Source organism: Corallococcus carmarthensis (assembly GCF_003611695.1).
Classification (GTDB): domain Bacteria; phylum Myxococcota; class Myxococcia; order Myxococcales; family Myxococcaceae; genus Corallococcus; species Corallococcus carmarthensis.
Map to the genome: position 1 here is coordinate 16,258 of NZ_RAWE01000014.1, position 12,629 is coordinate 28,886.

Genomic DNA, 12,629 nt, shown 5'->3' on the forward strand with positions numbered 1-12,629 from the left:
GGACGGCGGTGGCCGTGGCTTCGGGTTAGAAGGTGGCACCCACGTTGATGGTGCCCACGTAGCGGCCGCCCTTGCTGAACGTCTCGTCGCCGCCCAGGTCCACGTCGGACGGCGGCACGGTGAGGGCGAACTCCTGGTCGAACAGGAAGTTGTAGTTCACGCGCGCGTCCGCGGTGAAGCTGCCCACGTGCAGGCGCAGGCCCGCGCCCACTGGCACGTTGCCCACCGTGTCGTCCTGGAAGCCCGGGGCGAAGGCGCGCACGTTGTAGCGGCTCAGGCCCAGGCCGCCCATGATGTACGGCTGGAGCGGCGTGGCCGTCAGGCCCAGCGTCACCGCGGCCTGCGCGCCGTTGCGCACGATGTCCGGCCCGTTGGCGTTCGTCGCCAGCACGCTGCCGGTGTTGAACTCGCTGATGGCGCCCGTGTAGCCCAGCTCGACGCCCAGCACGTTCGTCGGCTTGATGGCCACCGTCACGCCGTAGGCCAGGCCTGGATCAATCTGGTCGCGCAGCGCGCTGGTGTAGCCCTCCACACCGCCGCCCACGAGGAATGTCAGGCCGCGCATGTCCGCCGACCTGCGCAGCTCCGTCGAAGCCGCCTGCACGGAACCCGCCGCCAACACCGCCATCGCCGCCGCACCAGCCAACAATCCCTTGCTCATGTGGTCCCCTCCCTGTGTTGGACCGAAAAGTGGGGTGCACTTCGGTCCATGCCAACCGGGCTCCGGGGGCCCGCAGGCTCGGTCGCCCTCCCTTGCGGACGGGTTGCCCATGCATGGGAAGCGCGGTGCCCCAACCTAGGAAGAACGCTTCCCGGAAGACGGGGAAGGGTAGACTCCCCACCTTCGATGCGCCTCCGCTCCCTTGTCCTCGTTCCGCTTCTGTCCTCCTTCCTGTTCGTCGCTGGCGCATGCCGGGATGAGCAGGCGGGCCCCGCCCACCGCACGCCCAAGCTGCCCGCGCCCACGACGCTGCGGACGCTCGACGCGGCTCCGGAGGGGCTCACCTTCCGCAGCGGCGCCACCTTCGCGGGCGGCGCCATCGTGTACCTGGGCTCGCGCGTGACGCCGGAGCGGCCCACGCCGGGGCAGCCGGTGCGGATCGCGCACTACTTCCAGGCCGTGCGTCCGCCGCCGCAGGGCTTCCACTTCTTCGTGCACGTGGTGGATACGGAGAACGGCCAGATGCTGGCCAACGCGGATCACGAGTTCCAGGACGGGGCCGCGCCGCTGGAGACCTGGCCCGTGGGCAAGGTGGTGGAGGACGTGCACACCGTCGCCATGCCGTCCGTGCCCGCGCGTCTGGCGATGGGGTTCTGGCGCGGCGACGAGCGGCTCCCGGTGGATGATCCGCGTCAGCACCAGGGCGACAACCGCGTGCGCGGCCCGCTCCTGGGCGGCGAGGCCCCCTCGCTGCCGGAGTACACCGTCACGCGCGTGAAGAAGGCGCCGGTCATCGACGGCGCGCTGGACGACGAAGCCTGGAAGGGCGCGAAGCCGGTGACGCTCGTGGGCAGCTTCGACGGAAGGCCCGGACGGCTGCGCACCCAGGCGCGCCTCGTGTACGACGACGCGAACCTGTACGTGGCCTTCGACGTGGAGGACCCGGACATCTGGGGCTCGCTGCGCAACCGCGACGACTCCATCTACGAGCAGGAGGTCGTGGAGGTGTTCCTCGACGCCAACGCGGACGGGCGCACGTACAACGAACTGGAGGTGTCCCCGCACAACGTCATCTTCGACGCGTACTTCCCGGCGCGGCGCCAGGGCATGGACCTGTCGTGGGACTCAGGGATGAAGACGGCGGTGAAGGTGCGCGGCACGCTGGGCGACGCGTCCGACCGCGACGAGGGCTGGACGGTGGAGCTGGCCATCCCGTTCAACCGGCTCGCGGAGGTGCCCCACATTCCGCCCCAGCCGGGCGAGCGCTGGCGCTTCAACCTGTACCGGTTGGAGCACCACGACCGCAGGCAGGTGGAAGGCCAGGCCTTCTCGCCCCTCTTCATTGGAGACTTCCACGCACTGCCGCGCTTCGCGTGGCTCGTCTTCCAGTAGGCGGGCGCGTCAGGCGTGGGGCGAGATGTCCCACGGCGCGTCCGCGACGGAGCGCTCCGCCGGGTCACCCAGGAAGCGCACGAAGCCCCGGGACTCCAGCGTGTCGACGAGCTCCTCGGCTTCCAATTCGGAGAACCGGTTGTCTCTCATGTCGAGCAGCATGTCGCGCATGAGGGACTTGCCGCGCAGGTAGCCCACGGGCTCGCCCGGGCCCAGGCGGGCCTTCAGGTCGGCGGTGAGTTGCCGGAGATCGAGGTCGTCGTTGATCATCACCGCTCAAGCTGGGCCTGCTGCCCACTCCTGGCAACGGGGAGGGGGGCGGCATCCGCACGCGGCAGGAAGGACACCAGGCGGACGTCCTGACCGTCGCTCTCCAGGGTGATGGCGCCGTCCTGGTCGGTGCGCCAGCACTCGGTGCCCAGGGCGCGGTAGCGCGCTTCCACCTCCGGATGCGGAAAGCCAAAGCGGTTGCGCCGGCCCACGCAGAACACCGCGTGACGGGGCCGCGTGCGCTCCAGGAGCGGTGCGGTGGAAGACGTGCGCGAGCCATGGTGTGGCACCTTCAACACCGTCACCGGGCCCAGTGACTCCTCGAGCGCGGCCTCGCCGTCCGCTTCCACGTCGCCCGCCAGCAGCACGGTGACGTCGCCATGGCGCACGCGCAGCACCACGCTCCGGTCGTTCGCGCCCTCCATCAACTCCCGGTCCACGGGAGGCCCCAGCACCTCCAGGGTCGCCTCGCCCAGGGTGAACGCGGGATGGCCCACCTGGACCTCTTCCACCCGGGCTCCCTTCGCCGCCGCCACGATGCGCCGGGACAGCGGCCCGTCGGCGCTTCCCGCGGACAGCCACAGGCGTTCGGTGGGCACCTGGGCCAGCGTCGACACGAGTCCGAGCGCATGGTCCGGATGCGGATGGGACAGCACCGCGAGGTCCAGCCGTGACACGCCCTCGGCCTTGAGGAAGGGCAGGACGAAGCGTTCCCCGGTGTCCGCGCCCTCTGGGACGCCGCCCGCATCCACCAGGGCATGGTGCCCCTGCGAGCGCAGCACCACCGCGTCTCCCTGGCCCACGGAGAGGAAGGTGATCCGGAGCGCGGGCTCCGGCGCGAGCACGGGCAGCAGCAAGGCGGCCAGCACCGCGCCCGGGACGAGCACCCCCAGCCATCGCCAGCGCCCCGAGCCCAGTGCCCATCCTCCCAGCCCCACCGCGTACGCCCCGCCAGTCCACGCTCCCAATCCAGGCACCTCCACCGCCGCGAAGGGCACGGCCGCGAAGCCCCGCGTCAGCATGAGGAGGAGCTCCGACGCCCAGGCCCCCGCCCACAGCACCGGTGTCGCCACGACAGGAGCTACGACGAAGAGTGCCGCGCCACCCGCCGCGAGCCCGGTGAGCACGCCGCACAGGGGCAGGGCGATGATGTTGGACACGAGCCCCGCCAGGCTCACCCGGCCGAACGCCGCGGCCACCACGGGCAGCCCCACGAGCGTCGCCGCCGCGCTGGCGCACAAGGTCTGCGCCACCGTCTCGCGCGCCTGTCCAAGCCACCGCTTCAGCCGCCGGGGCTCGGATGGATCCGGCCGGTCCAGGGGCAGGGCCTCGCGCAGCGCGGGCGACAGCAGCACCAGTCCCAGCACGGCGAGGAACGACAGCCGGAGCGACAGGTCCACGACACTGGAAGGCGTCCAGGCCACCAGCACCAGCGCCGCGAGCGACAGGCCGTTGAGCCCATCCGCGCGCCGCCACAGCGCCAGGCCCAGCAACACCGCCGAGGCCATCACCGCCGAGCGCACCGCGGGCGCCTGGTTGCCCGTGAAGAGCACGTAGGCCCAGACGAAGGGAACCGCCGCCGGGGCCGCCCACCGCCGCGCCTCCAGCGTCCGCCATCGCCTGCCCAGCCGCACCAGCCCCCACCGCAGCAACGCGAGCGTCATCAGCGCGAGCGCCGCCACGTGCAGCCCGCTGACGCTCAGCACATGCGCGAGCCCCGCCCGCGAGAACGCGTCCTCCCAGGCCGCGTCCAGGTCCGCGCGCTGTCCGGCGGCCAGCGTGAGGAACAGCGCCGCCGCGTCCGCCGAAGGCGCCACCCCGTGCACCGCCGTCGTCAGCCGTCCCCGCACGTCCTCCAAGGCCAGCCGCCACGAAGGGGCAGGGGAGAGCGTCAGCACGCGCCCCGGAATGAACCCGCCCGTGAAGGCCACGCCCTGTCGCCGCCGCGCCGACGCGAAGTCCCGCTCGCCTGGATTCGAAGGAGGCGCATCGGGCACGAGCCGTGCCTCCACCCGCACGCGCTGCCCGGGTTGCAATTCCAGACGGTCACCCCGTCCGGAAAGGCTGACGCGAAAGCGAGCCTCGACAGGAGGCTCCGGGATCAGCCCTGCCCGGGCCACCGCGAGCCGCAGACGGAGGGCACCCTCGAAGCGCTCCACGCGCTCCAACTCTCCTTCGAGGACCGCGCTACCGCCTTCCCTCAGCGAGGGCGGCACTTCGACGCGCGCCTCAAGAGCGGAAAGCCCCGCACCCGTGAGGGCCAGCGCCCCGAGCACCGCCAGATGCGCGCCAGGCAGCGGACCGAGCGCCAGGCCCAGCCCTCCCAGACAAAGCGCGCAGAGGAGAAATACCCCGGCGAAGCTCTCTGTTCCGGTTGCCCAGAGGGCGCCGAGCAAGAGGCTCAGCGCTGGAAAGAACAACGGACGCGCGCCCAGGTCGCGCCAGCCATAACGAACCAACACCCACCCCCACCCACCGCCCTGTCCGTCATGTGGCGCTCACACACCGAGCGACACCGCACACAAAACCGGACACCGTAGTGCGGCTGTCATCGGGTGGTCAAGGCGATTTCGTTGCCCGTGGATGTGGTTTGTGGTAGTAGTGGCGGGCGTGAAGGCCGGGGTCGAAGCTTTCTCCAAGGAGGCAGTTAGTGCAGACCAGCTTCAAGACTGGTGACAAGGCGGTTTATCCGGGCCAGGGCGTCGGTGAGGTGATGGGCATCGAGCACACCGAGGTCGCCGGGCAGCGCCAGTCGTTCTACGTGCTGCGCATCCTGGAGAACGGGATGCGGATCATGATCCCCATCAACAAGGTCGGTTCGGTGGGCCTTCGGGAGATCATCAGCGAGGAGGACGTCAAGCAGGTCTATTCCATCCTCCGCGAGAAGGACATCTCCGTCGACTCCACCACGTGGAACCGCCGGTACCGCGAGTACATGGAGAAGATCAAGACGGGTTCCGTCTTCGAAATCGCCGAGGTGCTCCGCGACCTGTACCTGCTCAAGGGTGACAAGGACCTTTCGTTCGGCGAGCGCAAGATGCTCGACACGGCCCGCTCGCTGCTGATCAAGGAGCTGTCGCTGGCCAAGGATTGCTCCGAGGAAGAGGTCGAGTCCGACCTGAAGAAGATCTTCAACCTCGCCTGAGTCCCCGCGTGACGCGAAGGCCCCCGTGGCCATCGCGTTCGCACCCCGCGCCCCGGGTTCCCTCGATGGAATCCGGGGCGTCGTGTTTCTGGAGTCCGGGTGCGGTGTCCTACGGCGCCTTGGCGTCGAGCGCCGCCAGCTGCTCGCGGGCGTCGGCATTGCCGGTGTCGTAATCGAGGGCCGCGGTGAAGGCCGCGCGGGCCTCGGCGAAGCACTGGGCGCGGACGGCGTCCTGGCCCGTGCGCACGTACAGCCCGGCGAGCTGGCGGCGAAGCACGGCCCCGTGGCGGCTCCAGTCTTGGGACAGCTCGTGGTCCAGCCGCACGGCGGCGCTGAGGGCATCGAGCGCCCGGGGGCGGTCCTGCTGCGCCAGGGCGGCCCGGGCGGAGGACTCGGCGACCTGGAAGCGGGTGAGTTGCTGCACCAGGGGCGCCAGGTTCGCGCGCTTCGCCTGGGCCAGGGCCCCGGCGACATCCCCGGACTCGTAGCGCGAAAGGATGTCCGCGCGCTGGCGCTCATCCGGAGACCCTGACGGCTCGGCGGAGGGAAGGGCCTTGCGTCCGGAAGAGGCCGCGACCTGGCCCGCGCTCGGATGCTGGGCGTGGGCGATGTCCGAAGCACTCAGGGCCTTCGTGGCTCCCGTGTTCCCAACCTTCGGGGGCTTCACGGCGGGATGCATGCCACGAGCGACGTCCGCCGCACTCAGCGCGGTGTGCTCCCCCGTGCTGACGTCCGGCGCCTTCGCGGGCACCTCCGCATCCACGGCGCTGGCCTCCTTCGCGGGGGCTTCCGCGCCGGTGTCGCGAGCATCGTTCGCGGGTGCGGCCGGAGCCTCGGGAGCCTGGGTGGGAGCACCCTCCGCCGGAGTCCGCGCGGGAGCCCGGTCCGCCATCCGCATGGCCACCACGCTGATCAGCGCCGCCACCGCGGAGCCCACGACCGCCGCCGCCACCGCCACCGCGACCCCGTTCAGCGGCCGCTTCACCGTGCGAGGCAGCCGCGGATCCATCGCCGTCCGGCCCGTCGCCGGCCCGGCCCCAGAACCGCGCAGCCGCAAGGTCGCGTTGCCCAGGCTCAGCTCGTCCCCGGCCTTGATCTCCACCTCGCCCTTGATGCGCAGGCGGTTGACGAACGTGCCGTTCTGGCTGCCCAGGTCGCGCACGGTGAAGACATTGCCTCGCCGGGTCAGCTGCGCGTGGCGCCGGCTGATGGACGCGTGCTGGAGCCGCAGGTCCGACGTGGACGACCGCCCCAGCGTGATGGAGCCCTGGTGCAGCGGCACGAGCTGGCCCGCGCCCGGCCCGCGCTCCACGTACACGAACGCGGGCGTCACGCCCGGATCCGAATACTCCTTCGCCCAGTCGTAGCGGGGCGACAGCTCCCGGTCGGACTTCGTCCGCTCGCCCGGCCCGCGCCGCTTCACCTTCCGGGGGCCCGCCGGGTACTGGGGCACGCGCTGCGGGCGCGGATCATCCGCCTGCAGGGGCGCCACCTCGTCGTCGTCGAAGGGCAGCTCCTCCGGGTCGTCCGAAGACGCCTGCTGCCCTGGAGGGCGGGGAGGGCGCGGCGGGCGCTTCGGATTCGGCGGAGCCATGCGGCGATTCTCCCTATCCGACGCTTCCAACGCCAAGTGCTGGCCTGTGTGGGACCCGGGATCCTAGAGTGTGTATCGCGTTGCGCAAGTGCCGCGCCCGCCCTGTTCCCAAAGGAGGACCTTCCACCGTGGCCCCCTCATCCATCCGGCTCTTCAACACGATGTCCATGCAGAAGGAGCCGCTGGAGCCGCTCGTGCCCGGCGAGGTGAAGGTCTACGTCTGTGGGCCTACGGTCTACAGCTACATCCATATCGGGAACGCGCGCACCTTCACGTCGTTCGACGTGGTGGTCCGCTACCTGCGCTACCGGGGCTTCAAGGTGACGTACGTGCGCAACTACACGGACGTCGACGACAAGATCATCAAGGCCGCGCATGAGACGGGCGAGGAGCCCGTGGCGCTCGCGTCGCGCTTCGTGGAGGCCTTCCGCGAGGACGCCCACGCGCTGCACCTGCGCGAACCGGACGTGTCCCCGCGCGTGAGCGAGACGATCCCGGAGATCGTCGCCATCATCCAGACGCTCGTGGACAAGGGCTACGCCTACGAGGCGAAGGGCGACGTGTACTTCGCCGTCGACAAGGACGAGGACTACGCGAAGCTGTCCAAGCGCAACCTGGACGACCTGTGCCAGGGCGAGCGCGTGCATCCCGGCGAGCTCAAGCGCCAGCCCCTGGACTTCGCGCTGTGGAAGGCGGCGAAGCCCGGTGAGCCGTCGTGGGACAGCCCGTGGGGCAAGGGCCGTCCGGGCTGGCACATCGAGTGCTCCGCGATGAGCGAGAAGTTCCTGGGCCGCACCTTCGACATCCACGGCGGGGCGTTGGACCTCATCTTCCCCCACCACGAGAACGAGATCGCCCAGAGCGAGTCCGCCACCGGCCAGACGATGGCGAAGTACTGGATGCACTGCGGCTTCCTGGACATGGAAGGCGCGAAGATGTCCAAGTCGCTGGGCAACGTGGTGCGCCTGCGCGACGCGCTCGCCAAGGTGGATCCGGAGGCCCTGCGCTTCTTCTTCCTCTCCACGCACTATCGCCACCCGCTCAACTTCGGGGAGAAGGCGCTCCAGGACGCCGAAGGGCGCATGGAGTACTTCTACGAAACGCTGCGCAAGGTGGACGAGCGCGTGACGGGCAAGGACTTCGGCAAGGGCCCGCTGCACGCGGACCCCGCACGCTTCCTCACGGAGTTCGAGTCCTCCATGGACGACGACTTCAACACCGCGGGAGCGCTGGGCGCGCTGTCGGGCCAGTTCGGCCTGATGAACGAGCTCACCGACAAGCCGCCCGTGAAGGACAAGGCGCTGGTGGGCCGCACGCTCCATGCGCTGCGCGAACAGGTGCGTGAGACGTCCCGCGTCCTGGGCCTCTTCGAGGACGACCCGGGCGCGTGGCTGCTGCGCCGCCGCGACCGCGCGGTGCGGGAGCGCGGCATCGACGTGGCGGAGGTGGAGCGGCTGCTCACCGAGCGGACCGCCGCGCGCGCCGCGAAGGACTTCGCGAAGGCGGACGAGGTGCGTGGGGCCCTCAAGGCCCTGGGCGTGGACATCATGGACACGCCTGCCGGCACCTCCTGGAAGGTGGCGGCGCCCGCCGCCTGAAAACCCGTTGGGGGGCACCCGTGCGGCCATGCTACGCACGGGGCCCATGAGGCTCCTCCCCGCGCTGTTCGCTGCCCTGTGCTCGGTGCCCGCCCTCGCGGCGGGCGCGCCCACCGTCACGCCGCAGGAGAAGACGGCCGAACAGGCCATCACGGCGGACCTGCTGCGCGCGCACGTGCGCTTCCTGGCGAGCGACCTGCTGGAAGGCCGCGGCCCCGGCACGCGCGGTGACGCGCTGGCGCAGGAGTACATCGCCACGCAGTTCGAAGGCCTGGGCCTCAAGCCGGGCGCGGAGGGCGGTGGCTACCTCCAGCGCTTCGACCTGATGGGCATCCACAGCCGTCCGGGCTCGATGACCTTCCAGGCGAAGGCGGGCCGCGTGGAGCTCCAGCCGCGCGAGGACTTCATCGCCGTGTCCGGTGTGCAGGCGACCGAGGCGAAGCTGGACGCGTCCGAGCTGGTGTTCGTGGGCTACGGCATCGTCGCGCCGGAGTACCAGTGGGACGACTTCAAGGGCGCGGACCTGAAGGGCAAGACGCTGGTCATCCTCAACAATGATCCGGAGGACGACCCGCGCCTCTTCGCCGGCAAGGCGCGCCTCTGGTACGGGCGCTGGGACTACAAATACGAGCAGGCGGCGAAGACGGGCGCGGCGGGCGCCATCATCATCCACACCACGCCCAGCGCGGGCTACCCGTGGCAGGTGGTGCGCACGTCGTGGACCGGCGAGCAGTTCGAACTGCCCGCGGGCGACGCGCCCCGCCTCCAGGTGAAGGCGTGGACCACCGAGGACGCCACGAAGCAGGTGATGAAGCTGGCGGGGCAGGACCTGGACGCGCTGCGCGCCGCCGCGCAGAAGCGCGACTTCCGCCCGGTTCCGCTGGGCGTGACGCTGTCGCTGCGCCTCACCAACGAGGTGCGCCGCCGGCCCACCGCGAACGTGCTGGGCCTGCTGCCCGGCAGCGACCCAACCCTGTCCAAGGAAGTGGTGCTCTACAGCGCGCACCATGATCACCTGGGCAAGAAGGACGACGGCAAGCCCGGCGAGGACGTCATCTACAACGGCGCGCTGGACAACGCGGCCGGTGTCGCCGCGATGCTGTCCGTGGCCCGCGCCTTCACCGCGCTGCCCACGCCCCCGCGCCGCTCCATCCTCTTCGCCGCGGTGGCCGCGGAGGAGTACGGCCTGCTGGGCTCCGCGTACCTCGCGGCGCATCCGCCGGTGCCGCCGGGCCGCATCGCCGCGAACATCAACGTGGATGGCGGCAACGTGCTGGGCCGCACCCGCGACATCACCGTCATCGGCCTGGGCAAGTCCTCGCTGGACACCTTCGTCACCGCGATGGCGAAGACGCAGGGGCGCACGGTGAAGGCGGATCAGCTCTCCGACCGCGGCTTCTTCTACCGGTCGGATCAATTCAACTTCGCGCGGCAGGGCATCCCGGCCGCCTACTTCGGCAGCGGCATGGACTTCATCGGCCGGCCGGAGGGGTGGGGCAAGGCGCAGCGTGGCCAGTGGGAGGCGAAGCACTACCACCAGCCCTCCGACGAGGTCCGCCCGGAGTGGGACCTGTCCGGCGCCGTGGAGGACACCCGGCTGTTCTTCCTGGTGGGCGCCCAGGTGGCGAAGGCCCCGGAGATGCCGGCGTGGAACAAGGGGGACGAGTTCGAGGCCGCCCGCCTGAAGTCCCTGGAGACACTGAAGGCCCCGGCCGCGCCGTAGGGGAGCGCCCCGTCCTTTGCTGGACGGACGTGCACGAAGGTTCAGTACACAGGCAGCGGGGATGTTAGATCTGTCCCCTATGCCGGAGTTCGAACTCGTCAGTGAGCACAAGCCGGAAGGCGACCAGCCCAGGGCCATCGGGGAGTTGACCGAGGGCCTGCTTCGCGGCGACCGCTACCAGACCCTCCTGGGCGTCACCGGTTCAGGGAAGACGTTCACGATGGCGAACCTCATCGCCAACGTGAAACGGCCCTCGCTGGTCATCGCGCACAACAAGACGCTGGCGGCGCAGCTGTACGGCGAGTTCAAGTCGCTCTTCCCGAGCAACGCCGTCGAGTACTTCGTCTCGTACTACGACTACTACCAGCCCGAGGCCTACGTCCCGTCGACGGACACCTTCATCGAGAAGGACTCGTCCATCAACGACAACATCGAACGGATGCGCCACTCGGCGACGCACAGCCTGCGCACCCGCAACGACGTCATCATCGTGGCCAGCGTGTCCTGCATCTACGGCCTGGGCGCCGCGCGCAGCTACGTGGACCTGGCCATCCGCGCCTCCGTGGGCGAGGACATGGGCCGCGACGGCTTCATGCGCAAGCTGGTGGAAGCCCAGTACGAGCGCAACGACCTGGACTTCCACCGGGGCACCTTCCGCGCCCGCGGCGACACCGTGGAGGTGTTCCCCGCGTACGAAGAGGAGCGCGCCGTGCGCGTCAGCTTCTTCGGCGACGAGGTGGAGCGCATCACCGAGTTCGACCCGCTGCGCGGCCAGACGCTGGGCCAGCTGGAGAAGATCGTCATCTTCCCCGCCAGCCACTACGTCGCCGGTCCGGAGGCGCGCCAGAACGCCATGCGCACCATCCGCGACGAGCTGAGCGAACAGCTCCAGAAGTTCAAGGCGGAGGGCAAGCTGCTGGAGGCGCAGCGGCTGGAGCAGCGCACCATGTTCGACCTGGAGATGATCGAACAGGTCGGCTACTGCAACGGCATCGAGAACTACTCGCGCCACTTCACCGGGCGCGCGCCGGGTGAAGCGGCCCCGTGCCTCATCGACTACTTCCCGCGCGACCTGCTGGTGCTCATCGACGAGAGCCACCAGACCGTGTCCCAGATTGGCGCCATGTACCGCGGCGACCGCGCGCGCAAGGAGACGCTGGTCAACTTCGGCTTCCGCATGCCCAGCGCGCTGGACAACCGGCCGCTGAAGTTCGGCGAGTTCGAGGAGATGGTCCCCCAGGCCGTCTTCGTCTCCGCGACCCCCGCCGAGTACGAACTTCAGAAGTCCAAGGGCGTGGTGGTGGAGCAGATCATCCGCCCCACCGGCCTCACCGACCCGGAGGTGGAGACGCGCCCCGCGGGCAACCAGGTGGATGACCTGCTGGAAGAGGTCCGCGTGCGCGTGTCGCGCAAGGAGCGCGTGCTGGTGACGACGCTCACCAAGCGCATGGCGGAGGACCTCACCGAGTACTACAGCGACGTGGGCGTGAAGGTGCGCTACCTGCACTCGGACATCGACGCCATCCAGCGCATGGCCATCATCCGCGACCTGCGCCGGGGTGAGTTCGACGTGCTCGTGGGCATCAACCTGCTGCGCGAGGGCCTGGACATCCCGGAGGTGTCGCTCGTGGCCATCCTGGACGCCGACAAGGAAGGCTTCCTGCGCAGCCACGTGTCGCTCATCCAGACCATTGGCCGCGCGGCGCGCAACGTGAACGGGCGCGTCATCATGTATTCGGATCAGATGACCGACTCCATGAAGCGCGCCATGGAGGAGACCACGCGCCGCCGTGACATCCAGCGCGCGTACAACCTGGAGCACGGCATCACGCCGCGTTCGGTGAAGAGCAACATCACCGACTTCACGGAGAACATCCCGGACTACGACGCGGGCGCGGGCGCGCTGCCCATGGCGGCGGAAGGGGAGAACGACCTCCTGGAGCCCAAGGAGATCAAGCGCCTCATCACGGAGTTCAGCGCCGACATGCTCAAGGCCGCGGACGAGATGCAGTTCGAGAAGGCCGCCGAATTCCGCGACCGCGTCCAGCTGCTCAAGGACATGGACCTGGGGCTCAAGCCCGCCTCGCGCTCGCTGCTGCGCGCGCCGCCCAAGGCGGTGGATCAGCCCGGCACCACCCCGAAGAAGGGGAGGGGACGCGGGCGTCCGTCGGCGTCCTCGGGGAGCGGTTCCTCGGGTAGCGGCTCCTCGGGAGCGCCCGGCCGTTCGCGGTCGCGCAAGAACTAGG

General features: G+C 70.1%; 9 protein-coding genes. 5 read left to right on the forward strand and 4 right to left on the reverse strand.

Annotation, left to right across the window (positions count from 1 at the left end):
* Window positions 1–25: 25 nt before the first annotated feature.
* Window positions 26–661 carry an outer membrane beta-barrel protein gene (locus tag D7X32_RS06385; RefSeq protein WP_120601612.1) on the reverse strand — a complete coding sequence of 212 codons (636 nt, stop codon included), beginning with the start codon at window positions 659–661 and terminating at the stop codon, window positions 26–28.
* 186 nt (window positions 662–847) lie between these two features.
* On the opposite strand from D7X32_RS06385, the gene D7X32_RS06390 reads away from it, so the two are divergent.
* Complete coding sequence (locus D7X32_RS06390) at window positions 848–2,053, forward strand: carbohydrate-binding family 9-like protein (RefSeq protein ID WP_120601613.1); 1,206 nt, start codon at window positions 848–850, stop codon at window positions 2,051–2,053.
* Between the two features lie 9 nt (window positions 2,054–2,062).
* Here the strand turns inward: D7X32_RS06390 and D7X32_RS06395 are convergent, their stop codons facing one another.
* Together D7X32_RS06395 and D7X32_RS06400 are read right to left on the reverse strand one after the other, a co-directional pair.
* On the reverse strand, window positions 2,063–2,323 hold the full coding sequence (locus tag D7X32_RS06395; protein ID WP_120601614.1) for a hypothetical protein: 261 nt from the start codon (window positions 2,321–2,323) through the stop codon (window positions 2,063–2,065).
* On the reverse strand, window positions 2,323–4,782 hold the full coding sequence (locus tag D7X32_RS06400) for a DNA internalization-related competence protein ComEC/Rec2 (protein ID WP_120601664.1): 2,460 nt from the start codon (window positions 4,780–4,782) through the stop codon (window positions 2,323–2,325). Before D7X32_RS06400 ends, D7X32_RS06395 begins: the two co-directional genes overlap by 1 nt.
* 191 nt (window positions 4,783–4,973) lie before the next feature.
* Between D7X32_RS06400 and D7X32_RS06405 the strand changes: the two genes are divergently transcribed.
* Window positions 4,974–5,468 carry a CarD family transcriptional regulator gene (locus D7X32_RS06405; RefSeq protein ID WP_014398206.1) on the forward strand — a complete coding sequence of 165 codons (495 nt, stop codon included), beginning with the start codon at window positions 4,974–4,976 and terminating at the stop codon, window positions 5,466–5,468.
* A gap of 109 nt (window positions 5,469–5,577) precedes the next feature.
* Here the strand turns inward: D7X32_RS06405 and D7X32_RS06410 are convergent, their stop codons facing one another.
* Complete coding sequence (locus D7X32_RS06410) at window positions 5,578–7,062, reverse strand: FHA domain-containing protein (RefSeq protein WP_120601615.1); 1,485 nt, start codon at window positions 7,060–7,062, stop codon at window positions 5,578–5,580.
* Window positions 7,063–7,190: 128 nt separating this feature from the next.
* Here D7X32_RS06410 and cysS point away from each other — a divergent pair, with 128 nt between their 5' ends.
* The 3 genes from cysS to uvrB all read left to right on the forward strand — a co-directional run bounded on the left by cysS (window position 7,191) and on the right by uvrB (window position 12,628).
* On the forward strand, window positions 7,191–8,660 hold the full coding sequence (cysS, locus tag D7X32_RS06415) for a cysteine--tRNA ligase (RefSeq protein ID WP_120601616.1): 1,470 nt from the start codon (window positions 7,191–7,193) through the stop codon (window positions 8,658–8,660).
* Between the two features lie 46 nt (window positions 8,661–8,706).
* Window positions 8,707–10,383 (forward strand): M28 family metallopeptidase, encoded by a 1,677-nt coding sequence (locus D7X32_RS06420; protein WP_120601665.1) that lies wholly within the window; start codon window positions 8,707–8,709, stop codon window positions 10,381–10,383.
* A 79-nt stretch (window positions 10,384–10,462) separates the two neighbouring features.
* On the forward strand, window positions 10,463–12,628 hold the full coding sequence (gene uvrB, locus D7X32_RS06425; RefSeq protein WP_167506448.1) for an excinuclease ABC subunit UvrB: 2,166 nt from the start codon (window positions 10,463–10,465) through the stop codon (window positions 12,626–12,628).
* The last annotated feature ends 1 nt before the right edge of the window (window position 12,629 follow it).